Origin of the sequence: Methanoregula sp. (genome assembly GCF_041645475.1) — an archaeon.
Lineage (GTDB): Archaea > Halobacteriota > Methanomicrobia > Methanomicrobiales > Methanospirillaceae > Methanoregula.
In genome coordinates this window covers 310,209-331,652 of sequence record NZ_JBAZQA010000001.1, presented here as the reverse complement: position 1 = coordinate 331,652, position 21,444 = coordinate 310,209, and the positions used below count along the sequence as shown (strand labels likewise).

26 protein-coding genes and 2 tRNA genes are annotated in these 21,444 nt (G+C 55.6%); 11 read left to right on the top strand and 17 right to left on the bottom strand.

Annotated features, from left to right (window positions below):
* Nucleotides 1-77: 77 nt before the first annotated feature.
* Entirely contained in the window at nucleotides 78-1,580 is a 1,503-nt protein-coding gene (locus tag WC598_RS01595; RefSeq protein WP_372959708.1) for a hypothetical protein, read from the bottom strand.
* A gap of 154 nt (nucleotides 1,581-1,734) precedes the next feature.
* A complete protein-coding gene (locus WC598_RS01590; RefSeq protein ID WP_372959707.1) occupies nucleotides 1,735-2,184 on the bottom strand; it encodes a hypothetical protein in 450 nt (149 codons plus the stop codon).
* 113 nt (nucleotides 2,185-2,297) lie between these two features.
* On the opposite strand from WC598_RS01590, the gene WC598_RS01585 reads away from it, so the two are divergent.
* Nucleotides 2,298-2,924 (top strand): hypothetical protein, encoded by a 627-nt coding sequence (locus WC598_RS01585; RefSeq protein WP_372959706.1) that lies wholly within the window; start codon nucleotides 2,298-2,300, stop codon nucleotides 2,922-2,924.
* Between the two features lie 124 nt (nucleotides 2,925-3,048).
* Nucleotides 3,049-3,519: a hypothetical protein gene (locus tag WC598_RS01580; RefSeq protein WP_372959705.1), complete on the top strand. Its 471-nt coding sequence runs from the start codon at nucleotides 3,049-3,051 to the stop codon at nucleotides 3,517-3,519.
* Between the two features lie 98 nt (nucleotides 3,520-3,617).
* On the opposite strand, the gene WC598_RS01575 is transcribed toward WC598_RS01580, so the two are convergent.
* Nucleotides 3,618-4,211 (bottom strand): YIP1 family protein, encoded by a 594-nt coding sequence (locus WC598_RS01575; RefSeq protein WP_372959704.1) that lies wholly within the window; start codon nucleotides 4,209-4,211, stop codon nucleotides 3,618-3,620.
* Between the two features lie 140 nt (nucleotides 4,212-4,351).
* Here WC598_RS01575 and WC598_RS01570 point away from each other — a divergent pair, with 140 nt between their 5' ends.
* A complete protein-coding gene (locus WC598_RS01570) occupies nucleotides 4,352-5,767 on the top strand; it encodes a cache domain-containing protein (protein ID WP_372959703.1) in 1,416 nt (471 codons plus the stop codon).
* A gap of 199 nt (nucleotides 5,768-5,966) precedes the next feature.
* Nucleotides 5,967-6,236: a hypothetical protein gene (locus WC598_RS01565; protein WP_372959702.1), complete on the top strand. Its 270-nt coding sequence runs from the start codon at nucleotides 5,967-5,969 to the stop codon at nucleotides 6,234-6,236.
* A gap of 642 nt (nucleotides 6,237-6,878) precedes the next feature.
* Here WC598_RS01565 and WC598_RS01560 read toward each other — a convergent pair.
* Nucleotides 6,879-6,951: transfer RNA gene (locus tag WC598_RS01560), tRNA-Asp, on the bottom strand.
* Between the two features lie 13 nt (nucleotides 6,952-6,964).
* Nucleotides 6,965-7,070, bottom strand: a tRNA-Tyr gene (locus WC598_RS01555).
* A gap of 153 nt (nucleotides 7,071-7,223) precedes the next feature.
* On the opposite strand from WC598_RS01555, the gene WC598_RS01550 reads away from it, so the two are divergent.
* Both WC598_RS01550 and WC598_RS01545 read left to right on the top strand, forming a co-directional pair.
* The gene (locus tag WC598_RS01550; protein WP_372959701.1) at nucleotides 7,224-8,741 is read left to right on the top strand and encodes a 2-isopropylmalate synthase; all 1,518 of its coding nucleotides are present in this window, start codon (nucleotides 7,224-7,226) and stop codon (nucleotides 8,739-8,741) included.
* Between the two features lie 114 nt (nucleotides 8,742-8,855).
* Nucleotides 8,856-9,878 carry a radical SAM protein gene (locus WC598_RS01545; protein WP_372959700.1) on the top strand — a complete coding sequence of 341 codons (1,023 nt, stop codon included), beginning with the start codon at nucleotides 8,856-8,858 and terminating at the stop codon, nucleotides 9,876-9,878.
* 59 nt (nucleotides 9,879-9,937) lie between these two features.
* On the opposite strand, the gene WC598_RS01540 is transcribed toward WC598_RS01545, so the two are convergent.
* Nucleotides 9,938-10,534, bottom strand: coding sequence for an HD domain-containing protein (locus WC598_RS01540; RefSeq protein WP_372959699.1), 597 nt, complete (start codon nucleotides 10,532-10,534; stop codon nucleotides 9,938-9,940).
* 398 nt (nucleotides 10,535-10,932) lie between these two features.
* Between WC598_RS01540 and WC598_RS01535 the strand changes: the two genes are divergently transcribed.
* A complete protein-coding gene (locus WC598_RS01535) occupies nucleotides 10,933-11,751 on the top strand; it encodes a PepSY domain-containing protein (protein ID WP_372959698.1) in 819 nt (272 codons plus the stop codon).
* Nucleotides 11,752-11,790: 39 nt separating this feature from the next.
* On the opposite strand, the gene WC598_RS01530 is transcribed toward WC598_RS01535, so the two are convergent.
* From WC598_RS01530 to WC598_RS01480, 11 genes are all read right to left on the bottom strand, one after another.
* Nucleotides 11,791-12,153 carry a prefoldin subunit beta gene (locus tag WC598_RS01530; RefSeq protein WP_372959697.1) on the bottom strand — a complete coding sequence of 121 codons (363 nt, stop codon included), beginning with the start codon at nucleotides 12,151-12,153 and terminating at the stop codon, nucleotides 11,791-11,793.
* Between the two features lie 43 nt (nucleotides 12,154-12,196).
* Entirely contained in the window at nucleotides 12,197-12,469 is a 273-nt protein-coding gene (locus tag WC598_RS01525; protein ID WP_372959696.1) for a KEOPS complex subunit Pcc1, read from the bottom strand.
* A 79-nt stretch (nucleotides 12,470-12,548) separates the two neighbouring features.
* Nucleotides 12,549-12,683 (bottom strand): DNA-directed RNA polymerase subunit P, encoded by a 135-nt coding sequence (locus tag WC598_RS01520; protein ID WP_012107386.1) that lies wholly within the window; start codon nucleotides 12,681-12,683, stop codon nucleotides 12,549-12,551.
* Nucleotides 12,684-12,695: 12 nt separating this feature from the next.
* Nucleotides 12,696-12,992 carry a 50S ribosomal protein L37ae gene (locus tag WC598_RS01515; RefSeq protein WP_372959695.1) on the bottom strand — a complete coding sequence of 99 codons (297 nt, stop codon included), beginning with the start codon at nucleotides 12,990-12,992 and terminating at the stop codon, nucleotides 12,696-12,698.
* A 43-nt stretch (nucleotides 12,993-13,035) separates the two neighbouring features.
* Entirely contained in the window at nucleotides 13,036-13,740 is a 705-nt protein-coding gene (locus WC598_RS01510) for a ribosome assembly factor SBDS (protein WP_372959694.1), read from the bottom strand.
* Nucleotides 13,741-13,746: 6 nt separating this feature from the next.
* Nucleotides 13,747-14,469: an archaeal proteasome endopeptidase complex subunit alpha gene (gene psmA, locus WC598_RS01505; protein WP_372959693.1), complete on the bottom strand. Its 723-nt coding sequence runs from the start codon at nucleotides 14,467-14,469 to the stop codon at nucleotides 13,747-13,749.
* Nucleotides 14,469-15,026 carry an Rpp14/Pop5 family protein gene (locus WC598_RS01500; protein ID WP_372959692.1) on the bottom strand — a complete coding sequence of 186 codons (558 nt, stop codon included), beginning with the start codon at nucleotides 15,024-15,026 and terminating at the stop codon, nucleotides 14,469-14,471. The genes psmA and WC598_RS01500 overlap by 1 nt, the downstream gene beginning before the upstream one ends.
* Nucleotides 15,023-15,667, bottom strand: a complete 645-nt coding sequence (locus tag WC598_RS01495; RefSeq protein ID WP_372959691.1) for an RNase P subunit p30 family protein — start codon at nucleotides 15,665-15,667, stop codon at nucleotides 15,023-15,025. The genes WC598_RS01500 and WC598_RS01495 overlap by 4 nt, the downstream gene beginning before the upstream one ends.
* A 30-nt stretch (nucleotides 15,668-15,697) precedes the next feature.
* A complete protein-coding gene (locus tag WC598_RS01490; RefSeq protein ID WP_372959690.1) occupies nucleotides 15,698-16,288 on the bottom strand; it encodes a 50S ribosomal protein L15e in 591 nt (196 codons plus the stop codon).
* Between the two features lie 129 nt (nucleotides 16,289-16,417).
* The gene (moaC, locus tag WC598_RS01485) at nucleotides 16,418-16,885 is read right to left on the bottom strand and encodes a cyclic pyranopterin monophosphate synthase MoaC (RefSeq protein WP_372959775.1); all 468 of its coding nucleotides are present in this window, start codon (nucleotides 16,883-16,885) and stop codon (nucleotides 16,418-16,420) included.
* Complete coding sequence (locus tag WC598_RS01480; RefSeq protein ID WP_372959689.1) at nucleotides 16,885-18,285, bottom strand: NAD(P)H-hydrate dehydratase; 1,401 nt, start codon at nucleotides 18,283-18,285, stop codon at nucleotides 16,885-16,887. The genes moaC and WC598_RS01480 overlap by 1 nt, the downstream gene beginning before the upstream one ends.
* A gap of 43 nt (nucleotides 18,286-18,328) precedes the next feature.
* On the opposite strand from WC598_RS01480, the gene WC598_RS01475 reads away from it, so the two are divergent.
* The 4 genes from WC598_RS01475 to WC598_RS01460 are packed head-to-tail and all read left to right on the top strand — an operon-like array spanning nucleotide 18,329 to nucleotide 21,215.
* Nucleotides 18,329-19,729 carry a DHHA1 domain-containing protein gene (locus WC598_RS01475; protein WP_372959688.1) on the top strand — a complete coding sequence of 467 codons (1,401 nt, stop codon included), beginning with the start codon at nucleotides 18,329-18,331 and terminating at the stop codon, nucleotides 19,727-19,729.
* Entirely contained in the window at nucleotides 19,674-20,228 is a 555-nt protein-coding gene (locus WC598_RS01470; RefSeq protein ID WP_372959687.1) for a PUA domain-containing protein, read from the top strand. Before WC598_RS01475 ends, WC598_RS01470 begins: the two co-directional genes overlap by 56 nt.
* Nucleotides 20,152-20,490, top strand: a complete 339-nt coding sequence (locus WC598_RS01465) for a nascent polypeptide-associated complex protein (protein WP_372959686.1) — start codon at nucleotides 20,152-20,154, stop codon at nucleotides 20,488-20,490. The genes WC598_RS01470 and WC598_RS01465 overlap by 77 nt, the downstream gene beginning before the upstream one ends.
* Entirely contained in the window at nucleotides 20,490-21,215 is a 726-nt protein-coding gene (locus WC598_RS01460; protein WP_372959774.1) for a methyltransferase domain-containing protein, read from the top strand. Before WC598_RS01465 ends, WC598_RS01460 begins: the two co-directional genes overlap by 1 nt.
* Nucleotides 21,216-21,444 lie beyond the last annotated feature (229 nt).

Below are 21,444 nucleotides of genomic sequence, written 5' to 3'. Positions count from 1 at the left end.
GAAAAACGGGGTTCGATCTCATAGATATCCGGAACAGTATCCGTGCCGGAAATAAAAAAGAAGATTGTCCGGAACGATCATGTGACTTTTGCCGTAGCGCTTGTCGTTGTTTTTGTGGTGGTTTTTACCGTAGTGTTCGCCGCAGAGGTCGTGGATGCACCTGCCGGGGAGGCACTGGTGATCGGAGCTTTGGCAACACCGGTTGTTACATCCGCCTCAAGGGCCACTTTGCCATAGGACGCACTGGTTGAACCCGACGTGAGAAGTTTCCCGTTCTTGTAGATCTCAACGAGCAGGTCATGGCGGGTCGAGCTGTCTGTCTTCTCGAAATTTGCCTGGATTGCGCCTGTAGCGTTCAGGACCTCATAGACCCGGTCACCGGAGCTCTTGACCGTCTGCAGGTCAGATTTGAGGCCGTACGTGCCTTTGAACCCGCCGAGGTAGCTGACATGCACCTGAACCCCCGTCTGGGGAACTGCTGCCTGCGTTGTTTCTATGGCTTTCGGGGTCCAGGTGGCCGATACCGACGAAGAACTGCCGGATGAAGTTGTTGCCGTGGGGACTGGTGTGGCAGATGATGACCCCCCGCTCGTACTTCCGGCGGGTGTGGCTGCGCTACCCTGCGAGATCATGGGGTAAACAACCAGGACACCGGCTGCGATCACGACAAGAATGACAACAAGAACCACGACACCCAGGATTATTTTCTTTCCTGACCCGCTGCTGCGGCGGGGTTTTTCCGGTTTTGGGGCTGCAGCCGGGGGTGATCCGCCCCTCCGGTTTGCCGGGCGGGGTTTTGGTGCAAGGAGCCGGGCGAAAAAACCCTGTTTGCGGGGTTTCTTTGAAGGATCGGCTTCCGGGAGTTTCCGGGGAGAGGGGATTGGACCCGCTTCAGCTGAAACCACGGGTTGCCGCACAGGAGGACGCACCGGCATCTCCTGCGGCGCGATACGGATCGCATCCAGGGTGGGGGCGGTCACCGGGGGTTGCGGGGGTGCAGAATATACATTCGGGGAGGCAGCTGCATACGGCGATGCCGCGGGAGGGACGATGGGGGCTCCGCAGCGGTTACAGAACGCGGAATCCGAAACTACCTTGTTGCCGCACCGGATACAGAAAAGGGTCTCCGGCAGGGCAGCAGCCGGCGCTTCCCGGGCCGGCTCTTCAAAAGGCGGGTTCTCAAGGATCCGCTTTTTTTGGGGCGTGATGACTGGTGCCGATCCCCCGGGCATGGGACGGGCCTGCGGGATATAGTACTCAAGATACCGGGTCCATTCATCCCGCACCCGGGCACGATTCCCGCCGGATTCGCGGGTGAAGGTGAGGACCATCTGCCGTGTCTCGTTGTTATTCCCCGTAACATAACAGGTGATGGTCGGATCCCCGAGAGCATTCTCACCGGCCACGACCTGCCGGACCGTGTCCAGCGGGATATCTTTCTGAGGAAGCACGTTCCGGGCCCGGTCAACAAGGATGATGCGCCGGTCGGTCAGGATACCTTCGAACGGGATCGACTTGACACTGACGCCATCGGTCCGCTGAAGGATTTTCTCATCATTGGGAAATGCAGAATCACCCATAAAAAAAATACCACCCGTTTATCTCTGGTTTAACGATTGTCCCTCTGCCCACAAAAAGATATTTATTGAAAAATAATTGTGATTTCCGACGTGATTTATGAAAAACAGGTGAGTGCATCAACAGGTTTTCACGCACCTTAAAAAAAAGGAAAGACTATTTGACAAACACCACGGTATCCGGAAGCGCCCCATGCCGGGCCAGAATATCCCGGAGTTGCTGGGAGGCGAGCATCTGTGCCTTGATCTCGGAAGAGATCGTAACCCCGCTCTCCCGGGCCTGCGGATCGTCAGGTTCGCAACAGCTCAGTTCATCGGAGAGGCCCATGTCGAAGATGTACTTGATGATGTGGTTCTGGAGAAAGGTGAGTTCCACCATCAGCTGCAAGTCGGGCACTTTCGAGACAGCAAAGGAGAAGCGGATTGCATCTTCAAGCGGATGGGGGAACCCCTCAATGGAGAGCCGGAGGTAACACTCGACCTCGAAACGTTCGTGGTCAATCTTCTTGATTGCCGAGTGCTCGATGCTCAGCATCAGTACACGGTCGGGAGGGATCAGGTGGATGTGGTGATCCTTGTCAAGCATTGCAATGCTGTTTTTTACCATGGTCTTACACCGTTGCTGAATGTGGGGTGCAGGATGTAATAGTGCTTTTGCCGGCAGGGTATAACCACTCCTATCCTCTCAAAATTTATACCCCTTTCACTATCGGGTACGATATGGTACAAGGGCTCCGCGCAACCATCCTTCTCCTGGTTATTATACTTGGAACCGCAGTCTCGCCGGGCTGCCTGTCATCGGTCTTCGGATCTCCCGAGGTATATATTCCACCGGTTGTCGTGACTCCAGTTCCGGAACAGGTTACCCGGGTTGTTACCGTTGGAGATATGGCACTCGGACCGGGGGATCTCCCGGCTGATTATTCCCTCAAAGACCGGTCGGTTATTGCCTATGACGAGACCGGCCAGCTTGCCCATGATCTTGGGTGGATACACGGGTACCGGGTTGTGTATTACCGTCTGAACCACGACAATGACGATATAACCGGAATCCGGCAGGTTATCGGAATGTATCCCGCGGCGAGCATAAACCGGGTGTATGAAATTGAAAAAGAATTGCTTTTTGAGGAGAGCGGGATGAAGAAGTACGAGATCCCCTTTCCCAGGATCGGGGAGAAGAGTATAGCGGTCCGGATCATCGAGCCGGGCGATCCCCGGAACCTTGTGGTGTACTCCGTAGTGTTTATCAAAAACAACATCTTTGAGCAGATTACCATGGGCGGGACAGCAACGGATTATGAGACGCTCAAGAGTATCGCGATTACGGCGGCAGATAAGATTCCCTGATCTTTTGTGTTCCGGATACGTGCCTGGCATCCGGTTTTTCATCCCGCGATACAGTTAGGAGCCGGGAAATGCTACATTATTCTGACTATCCCGCCCCGGCGGGCTATGACAGGGAGAGCAGATAATGACATTCAACTGCCGCCAGTGCGGGACCTGCTGCATGTATCTTGGGGATTATATCGCAATCGAGCGCCAGACCGGGGAGTTCATCTTTGAGTGCGAATGCGTCTCAACCGGCACGGCCTTCACTGCCGAGGTGGATGAGGACAAGCGCCGGATCTTTTCCGATCTCTCTTTTCCCGAAAATCATCCTGCGGCCTGCCGGTTCCTCAGGCCGGACGGGGACCTTCTCCGCTGCACGATCCACCGCGACAGCCCGGCGCAGTGCAAGTTCTACCGGTGCATTGCCATGCGGGTTTCTGACCGGAACGGAAAACCGCTCGGGCATATTACCGGTGCCCTGGCCCTGCACGCCGATGACCAGGAACTCCGCAGGATCTGGGAGGGCATTTTGCGGGGAAGACCGAAAACGGATTCAGAGGCTGAGCCATGGATAGCCGGGATTCTCCGGGAAAATGGCTATCAGGTGGAATAAGCGGTCTTCCGGCCTGCAGGGTGCCTGGAACGCATTTCTGCATAACCGGTTTATTTCGGGATCTGCTCTCGTATCTCTGCCGATGCAGCGGCAAAAAATTAAACGGGGGCTGAAGAGACAACCTGCGTTGTCTGGATACTGTGGACATTCACCATGAGATACAGTGCCAGCACGATGAGAAGGAAGATTGGGATCATCACGGCAATGAACAGGACAAGGATCGCTTTTCCCGAACTTATCTCCTGGAGCTCGCGGATGCCGAGGATCTCAAGAACGATTGCCCACAGGGTGAAGAAGAATCCGATAACAGGGATCCAGCCGAACAGGAGACTAGGGGTCAGGCCGTAAAGAACCGCCTTGACCGTCTGGAAGATCCCTTTGCGTCCCCCGAAGATAAAGACCCAGAGATGGATCCAGGCACTGATGATGAGCGCCCACACAAGTCCTCCGACAAGGACCAGCAGAAAGATAACTACCGGCAGAAATGGGCCCGCATGGGGGAGATACTGCCCGAATGCCCCGAGAAAGCCGATGCCAAGAACCGTGACCGCGGAGGTCAGGACAGCATCGAGTACAAGGAGGGCGGAAAAGTACGCAAGGACTGTTCCTGACGTATCCTCCCGGGAGGACCGGAACGTTTCTACGGGATTTAAGAGGAATCCTTTGATCTTTGCGACAATCAGTTCCAACATTGAGGAAACGTTCGGCAGGATAGTATAAATAAACGCTATTTTCCCTCTAAAAACCCCCCCGGTGTCTTCCCCCCCGCCGGATTTCAGAGAATGACGAAAAAGAAAACACATTTCTTACACTACAATCAATACGATTGACTATGAGATGGCATGCCCTGCTCCTGGCCCTCATCCTCACTGCCGCTCTTCTCGCTGCAGCCTGCACAAACACGTCACGGATGGACGAAAAGAACAGCATCGTCTCCAAGAACGTGACGGCGATACCCGCCACGGGTGGCAAACTCACCCCGCAGGAACTGATCGCAATCGTTGAGGATGCCCGGGAGTATGCACGGAACAATGGAAGAGAGAAAGCCATTGCTGCCTTCAATGACCCGGACGGTTCGTTTGTCAGGAACGGGATCTACATCTTTGCCGAGGATTATAACGGTACCGCTCTTGCCGAACCATTCGAACCGGAGATTGTCGGGACCAATATCCGGAACATGACCGACCGGTACGGCACCCCCCTGGTAAAAAATCTGGAAGAGACGGCCGGCTACGGAATCGGATATGTGAGTTACGATTACCCGGATATGGTGGACAACCATACCATACGGGGTAAACTTTCGGTTGTTGCCGACGTTGATGGCACGTATTATGTCGGGGCCGGCACCTATGCCGGATCCGGGATGATCTACCCGTCAACGGCAATCGGCCCGGCAACCCGGGCATACACAACGGCAGATCTCACGAAGTTCGTCGGCGATGCCGTCTCCTATGCAAAGAAGAACGGGAGGGAGGCTGCACTCGCTTCCTTCAACGACCCGAAGGGGAAATTTGCTGACGGGGAACTGACAATCATGGCCGTGGACTACAATGGTACCGTGCTGGCAAGTTCCTTAACCCCCGATGCCGCGAACACGCGGATCAACCTGATCAATTACCACGACCCCGACGGGGTGACCACGATCCGGGAGATGCGGGACCTTGCCCGCCAGGGTGGGGGCATCTCGTACACGGTAGCGGCAGTGACAAACGACGGGAAGACCGCCTATGCACCCAAGATCGATTATGCCCTCCCCGTGGATGACACGTACTGGGTCTTCTCCGGTATCATTGTGCCGGAGTACGAACAGCTCCGAAAGGGCAACCTGACGGGCATTTCGCTGCGGAACCAGACCCGCACGGATCTCTACGATCTTGTTGACCGGGCGGTCATCTATGCAAAAGCAAACGGGAAGGAGAAGACCCTTGCCGAAATAAACAACCCCCACGGGCAGTTTGTCTCGGGAGGTCTCTTTGTCTGGGCAGAGGATTTCAACGGGACGGTCCTTGCCGATCCGTTCTGGAAGGATCTTGTCGGGAAAAACTGGCTGACCTTTACCGATCCTTATGGATCAAAGATCACGGTCATGAACATCAATGCGATAACGAACGGGACCGGATTTACCCGGGCCATGGTTACGGATACTATGGCAGGAAGAACGGAACCGGTCCCAAAACTGATGTATGGAAAGGCCGTTGACGATACCTGGTGGATTGCCAGCGGGATCTATGGCGTTCAGGTCACCTGAAATGAACAGACGTTCTCTGGGTTGTTCTAAAAAAGAGAAGATACCGCCCGGACCGAGTGAGGGAAAACGCCGCGGATCCGACGGGTATCCCGGGCGAAATGAGGCATGGTTACTTCATCTCATACACCCTATAATATTACGGTGATTCGTTCAGCAGAATCAAAAACCATCTGGGTTTTTCCGGTCACCAGGACGCATTATGGAAAAAATCACCTACGAAACTCCCGAAGTCTTTGTGCCTACCCCCACGCACATCGACATTCTCCAGGCAGTTGCCGACAAGCAGGGCTGCCACATAAGTCATGTAGTTCATGCGTTGCAGCCCAATCACAGCGAGAACAGCGTACGGTCCGCTGTCAGAATCCTCCTCTCCAAGCGCTATCTCGACGGGGGGAAATCCAGCAGCGAGATCGTTCTCCGGCTCACTTCCCGTGGCCGTCTTCTTCTCCAGCCAAAAACAGCCTGTTAATCTTTTTTAATGTCCATTCATTCCGGAGATAAAGCCATACCGGACCTGTACCGATAAACCTGGTTTCCTATACCAGCTCACCCGGGCTGAAGTGTTTTTAAAAAAAAAATTCTTATTTATTTCCAGGAGGTTGCAGACAGATGAGTCGCAAACCTTTCAGGCACATAAGGGGGGGTACCCCCCCTTCTGAAAAATGTTAACCGGGGGGTGACCCCCCCACCATGATCTGCGTGACCAGGGGGGATACGCCCCCTCTCCCGTAAGAGATTCCAAGGAGCCAACTCATTTCTGATGGGATTATACCGTACTTCACTCCGACGATGATTCCACGCGAAGTACCGGATTAAAACCATGAAAAACAGGACCCTACTCACAAATGAGGTGGGGGGACTCCCCATCTACCCCCCCCTTCTGAAAAATGTTAACCGGGGGGTGATCCCCCCCATTATGATCGAGATGACCGGGGGTCCATCCCCTGTCCAATAGAGTCAGAGGGGATCAGTTCCAACGTATCATGTCTGATTTTGTGAGAAAATCTGCACAAAAACGGGGGCAAGGAGGATCGGACACCGGATATGCCCAAACACATGAGGAAAAATACGCAACAATCGGAGTTAAGAATTCAGAAAAAATGGTAGTGGACGCCCAGGTCGGAATTCGAATCCGAGTCGATTGCGTGACAGGCAATCATGATAGGCCACTACACTACCTGGGCATTTTTACAGTAATCCCGCCTCCCAGATTCGAACCGGGGACATCGCGGTAGCCGCGCAGTTACCTATAACGGTAATCCATACTACAGCCGCGCACTCTACCAGGCTGAGTTAAGGCGGGGCACTGCGCTACTAATGTATGGCAAGTTTCTTATTAAACATATCGTAAGACGCACCGTTTTCACCCGGGAATTCATCCTGGATTTGTTCGTGGTGCAGCGATTGTTTAAATAATTCGCATGTCCAGTATTTTGTATGAGTACTCGCAAGGATTTTGCGGGGGATCGTTTTCTTCACCCATAGCGCAGCTCGTGAAGAAGTAACTGTTTTTGACACCACATTACGTGACGGAGAACAGACCCCTGGTATTGCATTCACATTTGAACAGAAGATCGAGATTGCCCGCCAGCTCTCCGCAATCGGCGTACATGTTATAGAAGCAGGGTTCCCTGCATCTTCGAAAGCCGAGAAAGAGACGGTAAGCGCTATCAAAAATCTCGGGCTTGAAGCGAAGATCTGCGGGCTTGCCCGCTCCGTGAAAGCCGATGTGGACACCTGCCTTGACTGCAATGTCGACATGGTCCATGTCTTTATCCCGACCTCAGATATCCAGCGGGAGAACACGATCAACAAGAGCCGCAAGGAAGTGCTTGAGATAACTGCCGATATCATCGGTTATATCCGGAAGCATTCCGAGCTCTGCATGTTCTCAGCAATGGATGCCACAAGGACGGACTGGGACTACCTTATCGAGGTGTTCCAGGTTGCCGCGGACGCCGGGGCAACGATCATCAACGTGCCGGACACGGTCGGGGTCATCTCCCCGTCCGCTATGAGGACGCTGATTGCGCGCATCAACAAAGAGGTCCGGTGCCCGATCGATGTCCACTGCCACAACGACTTCGGCCTCGCGGTTGCCAACACCATCGCGGCGGTCGAAGCCGGCGCTTCGCAGGTGCAGGTGACCGTGAACGGGATTGGCGAGCGGGCCGGCAATGCCGACCTTGCACAGACCGTGATGATCATGGAGTCGATGTACCGGATAAAGACCGGGATTGCAAAGGAGCGCCTTGTCGAAACCTCGCGTCTTGTCTCCCGGTTCTCCGGTCTTGCCATCCCGCCCATCCAGCCGGTTGTCGGGGAGAATGTCTTTTCGCACGAGAGTGGCATTCACTCGGCCGGTGTGCTCCAGAACTCGGCTACCTTCGAGCCGGGCATCATGACACCGGAGATGGTGGGACACCGGAGGAGGCTGACCCTGGGAAAGCACGTGGGACACCATGCGGTCCGGCAGATGCTCGCTGACGTCCACATAACCCCGAGCGATCCGCAGCTCAAAGTGATCATCGAGAAGGTGAAAGCGATTGCGAATCGCGGCAAGCGGGTCACCGATGCAGACCTGTATGAGATCGCCGAGAGCGTGATGGGTATTGAGCTCAATCACAAGATGCTCGATCTCCAGGACATCGCGATCATGACCGGCAACCATGCCATCCCGACCGCCAGCGTCCGGGCAATGGTAAACGGGAAGGAACATGTCTTCTCCGCGGTAGGCAACGGCCCGGTCGATGCCGCGCTGAACGCGATCCTCGGGATAACCCCCTCAAAACTCCTGCTCAAGGAGTTTGCCATCGAAGCTATCTCCGGCGGGTCGGACGCGATGTGCCACGTCACTATCGCAGTAGAGGACGAGCACGGAAAGATCTTCGATGCAAGCGGGAGCGGCGACGACATCGTACTCTCCTCGGTCGAGGCCCTGGTCAACGCGATCAACCTGGTCAACCGGGCGTAAAACCCCGTTCCCCCACTTTTCTGACTGCATTTAAGCCCGGGGGAACATCTCCATTTTGTCGTCGTATTTTCGATATCTTTTTTACGTTTTATGGCCTGCTCATACTAGCAGATCATGATCCCGGTCCTGACGCAGCATTTCGTGGATTTCTGCCGCTTTTCTTTCGGCCTCTCCAGAAAAACCCGCCCGTTCTTTGTTTCCTGCGAAGTGACATTCCGGTGCAACCTCCGCTGCGAATTCTGCAATATTCCGGATTTCAACCCCATTCCGGAAGAAGCTGCAACACAGGTTATGGAAAAACGGCTGGAAGAGAGTTACCGTCTCGGCTGCCGGGTGATCTCTTTTACCGGGGGAGAACCCCTCATGCGCAGCGATATCGGGTTGCTTGCCACACGGTGTTGTGAACTGGGATACTTTACGGGCCTTGTAACCAACGGTCTCCTCCTCGGGAAACAGGTAAACTCGGAGTGGCTCCATAAAATCGATGCCCCGGCCGTCAGTTTTCTTGCGGACGAAGAATCCTATAACCGGACCCGCCGCATCCCGAACGCTTACGCACTCGTGAGCCGGAACATCCGGGATGCAGTGGATGCCGGCCTCTCGCCAATTCTCTTCTCAACGCTGACAAAGGAAACATTCCAGCACGCGGAAAAAACCGCTGCTTTTGCTCACAACCTCGGGATCAATGTCTACTTCTCCCTTGTCCAGCGATCCCCCCGCGAAGAGTTCGACACCATCAACTATGAGTCCCTCAAAGTCAGCAATGCCCATTCCGCAATAGAACAGCTTCGCACTCTCCGGAGGGAGTACGGCTGTGTCCGGTTCGATCCCGATTTTGAGCGGATGCAGGCAGCCGGCGGGTTCAATGATTTCATTCATTGCAGGGCTGCCCAGACCGTTGTTTCGATCAAACCGGATGGAAGTGTCAGCCTCCCCTGCCCTCCAAAGACACTCCTCTCGATAAAAACGGATATGCCGCTCGAAGAGCACTGGAATGGTAAGAAAGCCAGGCAGATCCGCAGTGTACGGGGTACGATGCCGTTCTGTAAAGACTGCCAGGTGAACTGCATGTATCTCCCCTCGCTGGTAGGCCACCCGGTCCTTCTTGCAAACTGGATCCGTAATAACGGTCGGTAATAATTATCAGCCGGCTTTTTCCCTACCCCACGGGAGAATTACTCGCGCCCGCTCTGCATTCAAAGTTTCTTCAGGTTGGCATGCCGGATCTGCACCAGGATGCCGAGCGCCGCATCGTACCCGTACAGGGAAGCCCGGACAGAGAGCTTGTCGATCACCACATCAGTCGAAGCAAGATAGCGCTTCGTGAACCTGCCGTTCCGGTCCGCTGAGTCGAGGAGGTTGTCGATCCGGTCGCAGAGTTTGACAAGCGTTGCCTCCGGGGGGGCATCGAGTATACGGTCGAGGCTGTCAGAGAGCCGGGCGGTTTTCCCGTAAATCGTGTTCCTTTTCGTCATGGCATCGACAATCGCCGCTATCTCCCTCCGCTCATCGGCAGGGAGCGGGAGACTCTCGATAAGCTCGTCCGTTTTTATGAGCCACTCGGGTGAACAGTCTTCGTATACATCGTGGAGCCAGGCAGCAATGATGGCAACGTGTGAGCCATTGAATGTCCCGACCAGACCTGCCACACGGGCCGGGTGGGTGATGTACGGCGTCCGCCGGTCCTTTCGCATCTGCCCCTTGTGGGCGCGGGAAGCATGGTCGGCAGCGGTCTTGATGACAAGAAGCCGGTGGGCCGGTTTCGTTGCCAGGAAATCTGCCAGGGGACTCATATCAGGACTGGTACCCGGAATACGATGAGTGTTTGGGTTTTATGGCAGGTGAAAAAAATTATGCCGCAATTGGGGCATTTGTGAACGCGATCAACCTCTGGAATCGGACCGGTTCTCCCTGATTTTACCAAAAAAGATCCGTTCAATCATCAGCCGGTTCTTTCCTGAATTCCGGTCATCCTTCCATAATTTCTATCGGATAACGATCATCATGATACGTGAACGCCGCATTATTCGCGGCAGTATCTCCTGGGACAACAATTCTGCGGACTATTCCATTACTATGAAGAGGTGATTACTACCCATTTTTCCTGATGCCGGTTCCTTTATATATAGTAATTATAAAATATAAATTTGGTCAATGGTACAATACATAATTGTCAACAATAAGGTGCTGAATGAAAAGAAGATCCCACGTGATCATTGGAATTGTTCTGATACTGGTTATATCCGGTTTTATTACCTATGCTGCCGGGCTCGGACCTTTCACGGCAAAAAACACCGCGGACCCAACAGAATCCATCCGCAGTTTTATCGGTGACCCGGATGCCATCGTTGTATTTGATAAGACAAATACAAACATCCTGGGTGAATCTTATGAAACCTACCTGGTGGGCAGGGATCATTTCACCATAGATCCGGCAACAGGATTTGTAAGCGGCGCCCTTTTTCTCTCGGTCCCGATGACAGGAAAAAACAATCTGAGTTTGGAACATGCTGAAAAATACGCCCGGGAATGTGCTGTACGCAATTACCACAATTTCAATTCGCGAAATATGCAGCTGATGGAATCCAAATTACTTGACCACGGCGATTCAGGTGTCGAGTACTCATTCACATGGAATGAGCAGGACAAGGGAATCAGCATCGGTAACCTGGTCCATGTATCGGTCAACACGGACGGCAGGGTCATATCGTATCATGCACGGGACAAGCCTTCCGCAAAGGTCGAACCGGCTAGAGTCGGGAAAGAACAGGCGATCGAAACCGCGACCAGATATGTTATCGATACAACGAAGATAACCAATATCACCGGGAATAAGACTTCTGCCCAACTTACGGTCATGTCAGACGATAATAACAGAGTTGTCTGGAATGTCGACCTGGAACTCCTGTTTGTGAAGAACACCCGGGGCAATTGGGAAGATCACCGGGGCGGGCGGGTCTCGGTCGATGCAATGACCGGTGAAGTTGTGAAATATTACCCTTGTCAGTAACAGGGGTGGGACGTCACAGACGGATTTTTTTAAAAAAAGTTATGCCGCAGTCGGGGCGCCCTTGCCCTCGAATGCTGCCTTGAGCTGGGCCTGCATCTGCTCGAACTTGCTCTGGAGCATCTTCTCCTGCTTCTCAAGGGACTTGATCCGGAGTTCGAGCGTCTCGACCTTCTCGGTAAGTTTTGCAGATACATCGGCTTTCTTCTTCTGCAGCATGACCGTGCCGACCGTCATGTACATGACAGCGTCATCCGCTGCATCGCTGATCTCTTCCTCTGCCCGCTTTGCTTCGCGGACGGCCATCTCGTACTGGGCCTTCTGCTGGAGGATGGTCTGGAGCTGCTGCTGGATCTGCTGGAGCATGGCGAGCTGGTTCTGCATCTTGGGTGAAATGTTGTTCATATGAAACTCCTGTATCACTATCGGTTGCTATCGATAAAAAGAGTTATTCCCCGACTCCGTCACGATCCTCCTGAACGGAACCCACCTGCTGCATCTCATCGGCAACGTTCACGAGGCGCAGGTACATGTTGAGGGCCGCCCGGAGGGAGGGGGTGTCGTCAGCTTCGACCGTGAGGACGAGCGTATCGCGCCCGTCAAGCCTGCACCCGACCCGGGACCGGGGGTTCACCTCATCGGCAAGCTCGGGTTCAAGCGACCGGAGAATCCGGCCGGCCCGGGACGTCGTGAACCGGAAGATCACTTCATGGTGTGGCATAGGATACCCTCTGGAGGGAGAATCAACAAATGAAAATATGCGTATTTCCGGGGAAAACCCGGTCTGGCAGTGCACGGGATTAACGGGCTTTCAGTTCCTTGATAGCCGCGCCGCGCTCTTTGAAGAGAATCCGGTGACCACAGTAGGGACACCGCACATTGACGTCGATCTCAACCTTCTGCTTGCACCGTGCGCATTTGTATGTGCTTGCCATAATCCTGTCCGCTTATTTCCTGTTCTGTTCGGTCGAACGGTCAATCGCGCGCTGCGCGATCTTCATTGCCGGGGTGACCGGCGTATACGTGCCGCCGGCAAATTTGTATCCGCACTTGCGGCATTCCCAGATACCGGTTCCCTTGCGTGCAACAGAATCCATGTCGCACTTGGGGCAGCGGTGGAGCGCACCTGAGATCTTCTCAATCTCACATACTCGCTTGCGCACAAATCGTCCGTACCGGCAGCCGAAACGTCCTGCACTGCCGGTGACTTTTCCTTTTGCCTTATGAGTTGATGAACTTGCCATGATGGGTAACCCCAATTTTGTCTTCTCTTATTTGTCCCCGGAACTAATATACTTGATTGAGGATCTTGACCTGTCCTTCGCCTTTGGTGAGTTTGTTGATGAGATCATAGAACTCAACCTGGATCCCGGCGGGGATGCGCACAACGCAGACCCATGACCCGTCCTTGAGCCATTCATCCTTCTCCATCGTCGAGCCGGCAGCGATATCTCCATACGCCTTGGCAGCGAAATCCCCGGGGATCTTGATAGCGAGCCGGAGTTCCTCGAACCGTATCGGGAGCAGGGGGCGCAGGGCCTTGACCGTCTCCTTGACCTGTTCGTCGAGATGCTTGAAGGGATCAATATTTACCCGGGCCTCATCCATAGCCCGCTCGATGCGCAGCGGCGGATGCGGGTGACCGGTCTGCGGGTTGATCGCGTTCCTTGCAATGAAGTTTATGACCTGGCGCCGCTTCTCCTCGACCATGTGCCTGCGCTGATCGGCGGTGAGGTGGATCTCCCCTTTCTCGATGATCTTCCGGGCAACCGTATCAAAGTCGGTTGTGTGGAAGACCTTGAGCAGCATCTCATCGGAAGCGCGGGTAGCCTTGGAGGCATTACCAAAGACATTGAGGGCCGCAACCACGTCCTCAATATTGACGGGCTGCCCCTGCCGGACAAGTGCAGCCTGGTTCGGGTCAACGAGGATCTCGAACTTCTCGCCAAAACTTTCCAGCCGCGCTACAACTGCCCGTTCAAGCGGAATCATGGAAGATCACGGTTTGAACTGCTCGACAAAGGAGGCCACTTCTTCCCGGCTCATCTTGCGGAAGACCGGGTTCTCCTTGCCTATCACGCCGATCTCGACCTGGTCCTGGTCAAACTTGCCTTCCGTGGCCGAGTGGAGTGCCTTGAGGCCGAGGAGGATGACATCCTTTATCACGGCTTCCGGGTTGTACTCCTCTTCGAAGACCTTCATGGCTGCGGGCCGGCCGATGCCGATACCGGTTGCCTTGTACTCGAGAAGCGTTCCCGAGGGGTCGGTCTCGAAGAGCCGGCATTCGCCATCGCTGACGCCGGCGATGAGGAGAGCGGTACCGTACGGGCGGATGCCCCCGTACTGGGTGAGCGACTGCATATGATCGCAGAGTTTCTTGGAGAGGGCCTCAACTTCGATCGGCTCGTCGTACGAGACGCGGTTGATCTGGCACTCCACCCGGGCTCTGTCAACGAGGGCACGGGCATCGCCGACAAGGCCGGAGGACGCAACTCCGATGTGCTCGTCAATCTTGAAGATCTTCTCAATGGACGAGGCCTCAAGGAGTTTCGAGCTGACGCGTTTGTCAACAATGAGGACGATGCCGTCCTTTGCCTTGATGCCGACTGCGGTTGTCCCGCGCTTTACTGCTTCACGGGCGTACTCTACCTGGTAGAGCCTTCCGTCGGGTGAAAAAACGGTGATCGCCCGGTCGTATCCCATCTGGTATTGTGGTTGCATTAAAATTTCTCCAGATCCTGTCTTGTTAAGAACAATCGGTGTGTATTTTTAAATCCCTTTTCAATTACATCAACTTTCTGACCGTCACAATATGCAACGGTGTACACACTGCCACCAATCGGGTATTCCCTGACCGTTGCCGGGGGACCCTGGCAGGGTTCAGGATGTGTTGGGGATTCTGGCTCTCCTGAAGGTTCATCTGCATGAGGAGCCTGTGGCGGAGGAGTCCGCCGGATCCGCTCCCGCAGGCTCTCCATCGTGCCGGAGGTGGCAAGAATACGGAGGGCCAGCCGGGTCTCGCGGCAGCCGGTGACCGTCGAGAGTGCTATCGCGAGTTCCCGCTCGGTCCCGCGCCGGCACCGGATGAAAACAAAATCGCCTTCAGCGGCAACAACCGCCGGGGTGATGACGGCCGCCATACCGTCCCCCCAGAGGGAAGTGACTGCGTCGGCTATCGTGTAATAGAGCTCTTTCTGATCGATGAGAGTACCGGCGGGCAGAACCCGGGCAAGGATATAGCGCCGGTTCTCCCGCAGGGTTGGCGGCCGGACGCTCATCCGATCACCCTCACGGCTGCCGGGGCTGGAGTATCGAGAAGCCCGATACCACCCAGCGCCCGTGCAACATCATCCGTATCCATGCCGAGAAGAGAGCAGAGCCCCGTAATCTCCCGGACTGACCGCATATCCAGAATGGATCTGGCCTGGGATGAGATGGTCAGCGGGAACTCAAACCGCTGCTCCAGGACCAGGATATCCAGGTAGCGATGGATCACCCGCTGCCGTGCTATGCCCCTTGCGGAAACAAGGATCGAGAGATCCAGGTCAACAGCCACGCGGTTATCGGCGGCCATCTTGGCAGCCACGTGATCGAATGCTGTCTTGTCGGCAGACTGGATCCCGCGGAGGATATGCACGCCTTTGAGCCCGAGAGCGGCCCGGTTGAACCCGTTATCTCCGGCCTGGACTGATATGACGGCATCGGTAGTCCGGGCCTGCTTGACCCGGGCGATCACGTCACGCATTGCATGATCGCGGATACAGCGACCGGAGCAGACCGTTATGCCCTCGTATTCGCATGACTGTGCATCGATAGCAACGATACTGTCAAAGCCAAGGGCCTTTGCTTCAAGAGCCATCCTGCGGACTGACGAGTCACCGGACGGGTGCACAAAAACTGCGGCATCGGTGATCTTCATGAAAGGAGACTTCGTAAAAAGAGAATAAGATTATTTGCCCTGGTTTGCATGCGAACGGATGCTGGGGCGGGTCTTCTCGGTACCCTTCCCTCGGGTCAGCATACCCCGTCCCTTGAGACCGGCTGAGGTCTTGCCACGCTCGGCACGGCCGCGGTGGGTGGAGTTTGCCATCCATGCCAGGTTCTTGTCAGCACGGATTGAGGGGTTGTGGCCGTCAACGAGAATGACCTCGTAGTATTTCAGCTTCCCGTCCTGTCCTACCCAGTAGGAGTTGAGGACTTCCATGTTGGGGAATTTCTTGGATGCGCGCTCTTCGGCAATGCGCTGGATGCTCTTGCCGGCAGTGAGGTGGTTCTTGCCCATCCGTGCTGAACGGCGTGCGCGGACGTACCGGGATGCCCGGCGGCCACCGCGGCGGACCTGGACACGTGCAACGGCAATACCCTGCTTTGCCTTGTAGCCGAGCGAGCGTGCGCGGTCAATGCGGGTTGGCCGTTCAATGCGGACAACACTGCCTTCACGGCGCCATTCCTGCATACGGTTCCAGAGGAGCTCCTTGACTCCGCTGTCTGCCGGTACTTTCCATGCCTCCCTGACGAAGGCGTACATTGATTTTACCATGGTATTCTCCTAAGGTTCGGCCCAAAGAGGGCTACATTCCTTGTCTACGGGATGAGATCCCGCATTCCCATATACTATGATTAGCGGGATATTAAAGTACACCATCCCGGATACCGGGGAAAAAGAGAGTTATTTGCCTTTCTTCTTTTCAAGAACACGGATATTCTCGATTCTTGTGACGGGGTACTGCCCGTCCTTGTCCTTCTCTGCGGATTTCACCATATCCCAGACGGTCAGGAGGGCAACCGAAACACCGGTCAGCGCTTCCATCTCCACACCGGTCCTGCCGGTCATCTTCACAACAACGATGGCCTCGATATACCCGGTCTCCTCCGTGAAGTCAACGGTGATGGCGCTGATGGGGATGGGATGGCACATGGGTATAATTCCTGAAGTATTTTTGACCGCCATGGTGGCAGCAACCCGGGCCGTTGCAAGGACATTGCCTTTGATAACCTTGCCATCACGGATTGCAGCAAGGGTCTCCGGCCGCAGGTAAATCCTGCCCGATGCCGTTGCCTCGCGCACAACTTCTCCTTTTCCACTGATATCCACCATCTGTGCCCGGTCATTTTCAATATGGGTAAATTTCGGCATCATGCACCTTTCCTGAATAGTATCGCCGGGATCTTGTCCACCAGATCCGAGGGGAGCATGCCTCCGCCCCGCCCGGCAACAACTGCCTCGCCCGCCCGTCCGCAGACATAAGCGGCAATGCAGGCTGCATCGAATGCCGGAAGCTGGCAGAGCAGGGCTCCGGCAATACCGGCCAGCACATCTCCCGTTCCACCGACCGTCATGGCAGGGTCGCCGGTCCGGTTGAACCGCACACGGTTCCCGTCAGTAATAATATCGGTCTTCCCCTTGAGAAGAACCGTCCCGTTAATCCCTGCCGATTTCGCTGCACGGGCACGCCCGACAGCATCCTCCGGCAGGGAAGTTCCGGTTATCCGGGTGAATTCACCCCCATGGGGAGTATAGATTGTATCATCACGGGCCCGGGGAAGAGGGAGACGAAGGGCATCCGCGTCAAAAACCGCTTTTTTGCACCAGGGGGCAATTGCCTGAACCACCGCATGGCTCTCCGTGCCCATGCCATTCCCGCAAACAACCACATCCGCTTTCCTGGCAAGTGAGATGAGCCGCTCACTATGATCCTCCGTGATCCGCTCCCCGCTCAGTCGCTCGAAGATGAGATCGGGTATGGGCTCGAACACCGGAGACGCAATACGGACAATATCGGCCCCTGCCCGGAGGGCACCGAGCCCGGCAAGGTACGGGGCGCCCTGGTAAGGCCCCCCGCCAATGATGAGAACAGTTCCCCCGACACCTTTGTGTGCTTTCGGGTCGCGTGAGGGGAGGAGGGTAAGGTCACCGGGTCCAACACCGCATTCGGCCCCGGCCGGGATGCCAATGTCAATGACCATCGATCCCGCCATCTTTGCCCGGTGGAAAGCACAGATCCGGTCAAAACGTATGCCGGGTGTCGGCATGTCCGCGGCAAGGATCTTCGCGGGGGAACCATTGGCCATTGCAATACAGGAGGCAAACGGCTCCCGGACCCCGGATGTCATGCCGGTACCGAGCAGGGCATCCACGATCACATCCGCTTTTAAAAAGAGATGCTTGAAGGGAACGAGATCATCCCTGCACGTGAACGGGTGAAGAGAGACCGCTGCATGCCGGAGCGAACGAAGCTGGTGTTCGCACGTACTGCTCCGCGTGCCGGAGTCAAGATACAGAACATCCGTTGTTACTCCGCGCTGGAGATAACGGGCTGCAACCATGCCGTCGCCCCCGTTGTTACCCTTCCCGCAGAGGATGAGTACCCGTTCCGGGTTATACGTGAGGACCTGCTCGGAAAGCCCTCTCCCGGCGCTCTCCATCAACTGCAGCCCGGTGACACCAAGCGCCATTGCGTTGGCATCAACAACCCTCATCCGGGCAGGGGTGATGAGCCCGGATTCCACAAATTCCCCAAACCGTTCTGGTTGCATTGTTCGTACAATTCATCTGTATGAACTCCCTAAATATATGGCAATGGGTTTTTGTGATGATGTGAAAGCAGCCGCTGAGCAGATCGCGGCAGCACCGGAAATTACCATCATCTCCCACATTGATGCCGATGGCATCTCCAGCGAGGCTGTCCTTTCCCAAGCAATTTCACGGCAGGGCATCAAGGTCAAGTCGGTGTTCGTGCGCCAGCTCGAACCCCTCACCATGCCGCAGGTTCCCTCCGACCCGTCACTGAAGATCTTCTCTGACCTTGGTGCCGGCCAGCAGAACCTGCTCGCGGAACGCGGTCTTACGGAAAAAGACGTGATCATTGTTGATCACCACGTAAGCCAGCCCGCAGAAATTGCCTACACGCAGGTCAACTGCCTTCCGTACGGCTTCACCCGCATGAGTGCGGCCGGGGTCTGTTACCTGATCGCAAAAGAGCTCGACGGGGCCAATATCGACCTTGCCAAGCTGGCGATCGTGGGCAATGTCGGCGACATGATGGCGCGGGAGAAGTGCGGCCTTGTTGGCCCGGCCCGCGATATCATCGTGGAGGATGGCATAAAGAGCGGGAATGTCGAGGTACGGAAAAAGGATCTCAACTGTTACGGCACCGCAACCCGGCCGGTCCACCTCTCGCTTGCCTACAACGATGACCCGTTCATCAAAGGGATCAGCAACAATCCCGAGGGGACCCGTCAGTTCTTAAAAAAACTCGGCATCCGGCAGCAGACTCCTGACGGGCGGTGGTTTGTCTGGGAGGAGATAGCGGTCGAGGACCGTCGGAAGATCATCTCGGCGCTTGCCGAGCAGCTCATAGCCAACGGCGATCCGGTGGACCGGCTCCTTGCGGAGACCTACGGCTTTCCCGACGAGATCCCGCGGACACCGCTGCGGAATGCACAGGAATACGCAACCATGCTCAATGCATGCGGCCGGTGGTCGAAACCCCAGATCGGGGGCGCAATCCTCCGGGGCGACCGGGGGCCGGCATACCGGGATGCAGAGCACATGCTCAACAACCACCGGGCCATCATCAGAAACCTGCTCCAGTATATCATCGATACCGGGGTCAAGGAGCTCGACAACCTCCAGTGGCTCCACGTTGGCGGACGGTATCCCGACACCATCGTGGGCATCGGGGCCGGCATGGCCCTCTCGAAGCTCAACAGCAAAAAGCCCATCCTGATCATGTGCGAGGTTCCCGAGGATACGAACCTCACCAAGGTCTCGATGCGGACTACCGAGCGGGTCGTAGAGCAGGGCATCGACCTCCAGCAGGCCTTGAGCGACGCCTCGGCCGAATATGGCGGCGGTGGCGGGGGACATAAGATCGCGGCGGGAGCGTATATCCCGAAAACAGCAGAAGAGGAGTTTGTTTATCGTGTCAACAGGATACTCGGAGAACAGTTCGCTGCGGCGGGTTCAGGTCATAGCTGATTTCCAGTTCGGGAATGGCGTCGGAGCCGGGCTCTTTCCGGAGGGGTGCCGGTTCATGCTCTCCACCACCGGACGGATACGGCAGATCCTCTTTGAGGGGGCACGGCTCGCAACGATCCGGGCATCGGATGGCAGGCTGACGCTGGGCATGGAGGGGGCCCGCAGGCTCCAGGCCCTCCTCCCAGCCCCGGGGTACCGCGTCGTCATCCGGGATGATGTGGCGGAGTTCGTGGCGCAGGGCAAGAACGCGTTTGCAAAGCATGTTGTCGGCGCAGACCCGGCCATCCGCGCGGGCGATGACGTGCTCGTCGTTGCCGGAGATGATCGCCTGATAGCCTGCGGCGGAGCGGTTGTTTCAGGCACCGGGATGCTTGCATTTAATTATGGAGTAGCTGTAAGAGTACGGCAGGGTAGTGAGAAGGATGCTTCCGGGAAATATCAACCCACGCCAGATGAAGGCGATGATGAAGAAGCTCGGCATGAATGTCGAGCAGATTGAAGACGTGCAGAGTATTGTTATCAAGACGCCCAAGGGCAACTGGATCTTTGATTCAGCCGAGGTTTCGGCAATGACCATGCAGGGCGCCACCAGTTACCAGATCACGGGTGAGCCCCGCTTCGTGCCGGCAGAGGTTGAGATCCCGGCAGAAGATGTGACCATGGTTGCTGCGCAGGCAAACGTGTCCACGGAGAAGGCGAAGGAAGCCCTTATTGCATGCAACGGCGACATTGCTGAAGCCATCATGAAGCTGGCCCAGTGATGATCGAGGCAGGCGACCGGGTCCTTCTCGCAGGAGAGGGCAGGGAATTCTGGGTCAAAGCCGGGCCGGGGAAGCTCGGCACCGACAAAGGGCAGATCGAACTTGAATCTCTTGTCGGGAAAAACGGCGGGGACGTTGTTGCCACCCATAGCGGATCGGCATTCGTCATCCGTATCCCGAGGCCGACTGATTTCTTCGCATACGGCAAGCGTTCAGGCGCACCGATGCTGCCAAAGGACATCGGGCTTGTTATTGCCTATACCGGCATGAACCACAACGATGACGTGCTCGATGCCGGGACCGGCAGCGGGATTGCAGCCATCTATTTTGGCGGGGTCGCAAAGACCGTGAAAACCTACGAGATCCGCCCGGAGTTTTCCACGCTCGCGATGAAGAACATCACCGAGGCGAAACTGCCAAACGTCGAAGCAGTTGCAAAGGATTTCCTTGATGCAGAGGGTTCATTCGATGTGGTCCATCTCGATCTCCAGATCCAGACCGAGCACGTGACCCATGCATTTTCCCTGCTGCGATCCGGCGGGTACCTCGCGTGCTACACGCCATTCCTGGAACAGATGGCAATCGTGGTGGATGCAGCAACCCCGCTCTTCCGCGAGGTGCACACCCATGAACTCATCGAACGGGAGATGACCCGGTCGAAGAGGGGGACCCGGCCTTCGACGAGCGTGAGTCACTCGGGATATGTGACGATCGCGAGGAAATGATTTTTTTCAGGGAAAATTGTATGTGCCGAGTAGGTCCATCCGCGGGAATCTCCTTTAAGAATCTCCACAATCCTTTGCTTTGATGTTGGAATATTCTTCGAGCAATCTGCCAGATCACATTATGATCTACGTCATAATAGTAATGGATCTCCTTTTTCTTAGGTGTAGAGTGCCTCTCTATTCAGGAAAGATTCTGGAATAAACGGTGGACAAAACCGGAGCATCTGGT

Coding starts and splice junctions, on each gene's coding strand:
- WC598_RS01565 (WP_372959702.1), top strand. CDS start 5,967: ATGGAAAAAATCACCTACGAAACTCCCGAAGTCTTTGTGCCTACCCCC.
- WC598_RS01595 (WP_372959708.1), bottom strand. CDS start 1,580: ATGGGTGATTCTGCATTTCCCAATGATGAGAAAATCCTTCAGCGGACC.
- WC598_RS01520 (WP_012107386.1), bottom strand. CDS start 12,683: ATGGCAAGCACATACAAATGCGCACGGTGCAAGCAGAAGGTTGAGATC.
- WC598_RS01490 (WP_372959690.1), bottom strand. CDS start 16,288: ATGGTAAAATCAATGTACGCCTTCGTCAGGGAGGCATGGAAAGTACCG.
- WC598_RS01495 (WP_372959691.1), bottom strand. CDS start 15,667: ATGAAGATCACCGATGCCGCAGTTTTTGTGCACCCGTCCGGTGACTCG.
- WC598_RS01510 (WP_372959694.1), bottom strand. CDS start 13,740: ATGATTCCGCTTGAACGGGCAGTTGTAGCGCGGCTGGAAAGTTTTGGC.
- WC598_RS01460 (WP_372959774.1), top strand. CDS start 20,490: ATGATCGAGGCAGGCGACCGGGTCCTTCTCGCAGGAGAGGGCAGGGAA.
- WC598_RS01580 (WP_372959705.1), top strand. CDS start 3,049: ATGACATTCAACTGCCGCCAGTGCGGGACCTGCTGCATGTATCTTGGG.
- WC598_RS01465 (WP_372959686.1), top strand. CDS start 20,152: ATGCTTCCGGGAAATATCAACCCACGCCAGATGAAGGCGATGATGAAG.
- WC598_RS01500 (WP_372959692.1), bottom strand. CDS start 15,026: ATGAGCGTCCGGCCGCCAACCCTGCGGGAGAACCGGCGCTATATCCTT.
- psmA (WP_372959693.1), bottom strand. CDS start 14,469: ATGCAACCACAATACCAGATGGGATACGACCGGGCGATCACCGTTTTT.
- WC598_RS01545 (WP_372959700.1), top strand. CDS start 8,856: ATGATCCCGGTCCTGACGCAGCATTTCGTGGATTTCTGCCGCTTTTCT.
- WC598_RS01515 (WP_372959695.1), bottom strand. CDS start 12,992: ATGGCAAGTTCATCAACTCATAAGGCAAAAGGAAAAGTCACCGGCAGT.
- WC598_RS01525 (WP_372959696.1), bottom strand. CDS start 12,469: ATGCCACACCATGAAGTGATCTTCCGGTTCACGACGTCCCGGGCCGGC.
- moaC (WP_372959775.1), bottom strand. CDS start 16,885: ATGCCGAAATTTACCCATATTGAAAATGACCGGGCACAGATGGTGGAT.
- WC598_RS01590 (WP_372959707.1), bottom strand. CDS start 2,184: ATGGTAAAAAACAGCATTGCAATGCTTGACAAGGATCACCACATCCAC.
- WC598_RS01475 (WP_372959688.1), top strand. CDS start 18,329: ATGGGTTTTTGTGATGATGTGAAAGCAGCCGCTGAGCAGATCGCGGCA.
- WC598_RS01535 (WP_372959698.1), top strand. CDS start 10,933: ATGAAAAGAAGATCCCACGTGATCATTGGAATTGTTCTGATACTGGTT.
- WC598_RS01575 (WP_372959704.1), bottom strand. CDS start 4,211: ATGTTGGAACTGATTGTCGCAAAGATCAAAGGATTCCTCTTAAATCCC.
- WC598_RS01540 (WP_372959699.1), bottom strand. CDS start 10,534: ATGAGTCCCCTGGCAGATTTCCTGGCAACGAAACCGGCCCACCGGCTT.
- WC598_RS01480 (WP_372959689.1), bottom strand. CDS start 18,285: ATGCAACCAGAACGGTTTGGGGAATTTGTGGAATCCGGGCTCATCACC.
- WC598_RS01585 (WP_372959706.1), top strand. CDS start 2,298: ATGGTACAAGGGCTCCGCGCAACCATCCTTCTCCTGGTTATTATACTT.
- WC598_RS01530 (WP_372959697.1), bottom strand. CDS start 12,153: ATGAACAACATTTCACCCAAGATGCAGAACCAGCTCGCCATGCTCCAG.
- WC598_RS01570 (WP_372959703.1), top strand. CDS start 4,352: ATGAGATGGCATGCCCTGCTCCTGGCCCTCATCCTCACTGCCGCTCTT.